This window comes from Mesorhizobium sp. M7A.F.Ca.CA.002.09.1.1 (genome assembly GCF_003998555.1).
Lineage (GTDB): Bacteria > Pseudomonadota > Alphaproteobacteria > Rhizobiales > Rhizobiaceae > Mesorhizobium > Mesorhizobium ciceri.
This window is the reverse complement of sequence record NZ_RZRR01001387.1, coordinates 1-872: the sequence shown is the minus strand read 5'-3', so window position 1 is coordinate 872 and position 872 is coordinate 1. Positions and strand designations below refer to the sequence as shown.

The following is an 872-nucleotide window of genomic DNA, read 5'->3' as shown; positions in this document are numbered from 1 at the left end:
GTCTACAACACGGTGAGCCACAAACTGGTGGCCGAGCAGATCGCGCTTCGGTCCGCCGGCTCGGGCGAGATGCTTGGCACCGCCGCCGTGGCGTTCGTCGACGGCAAAGTGCCGGGGATCAATCTGGCGTTCAACATCCACGACATGCAGGTCTCTCACGTCAAGCAGCTATGGCCGTGGTTTTCGGCGCGCAATGCCCGGCTGTGGGTGCTGGCAAATCTGTTCGGCGGCCGTGTCGTCGACGCCAACCTTCAGTTCCAGGTGGTGCCGGGCCGGCTGGGCAACGGCGTGCCGCTTTCGGCCGATGAGGTGTTCGGCCGCTTCCAGATCGAGGGATCGCGCTTCGACACCGCCGGCCGCATCCCTCCGATACGCGATGCGGTCGGCGTCGTCGGTTTCCACGGCAACGATGTCGATATCTCGCTGTCCTCGGGCACCGTCTACATGCCCAGCGGCCGCACCGTGGCGGCCAGCAACGGCACGCTGACGGTCAAGGCGGCCAACCGCCCGCCGGTCGTCGGCGCGCTCGACATCGATGTCGACGGCGACGCATCCGCCGTTGCCGAACTCGCATCCTACGAGCCGATCAACGCCATGCGCCATGTCGGCATTCTGCCGGAGGACCTGTCGGGCAGCGTCACCGGTCACGTCAAGGCGGATATTCCGCTGCAGTCCGGCGTCGACTCCTCGAAGCTCGATTGGCTGGTGTCGCTCGACTACACCGGCATGTCCCTGGCCAAGCCCTTCGAAGGACAGGTCGTGACGGATGCCGACGGTTCGATCACGGTCGACCCCGAGAAGGCGGTGATCTCCGCCAAGGCGTTGCTGAACGGCATTCCGGCCGAACTCGATCTGATCGAGCCGCTCAGGGA

Annotated in this window: 1 protein-coding gene; it reads left to right on the top strand. The window is 65.7% G+C overall.

What is annotated here, in order from left to right; all coding sequences use genetic code 11:
• On the top strand, positions 1–872 hold an 872-nt coding region (locus tag EN994_RS33435; protein ID WP_281060230.1), incomplete at both ends, for a DUF3971 domain-containing protein.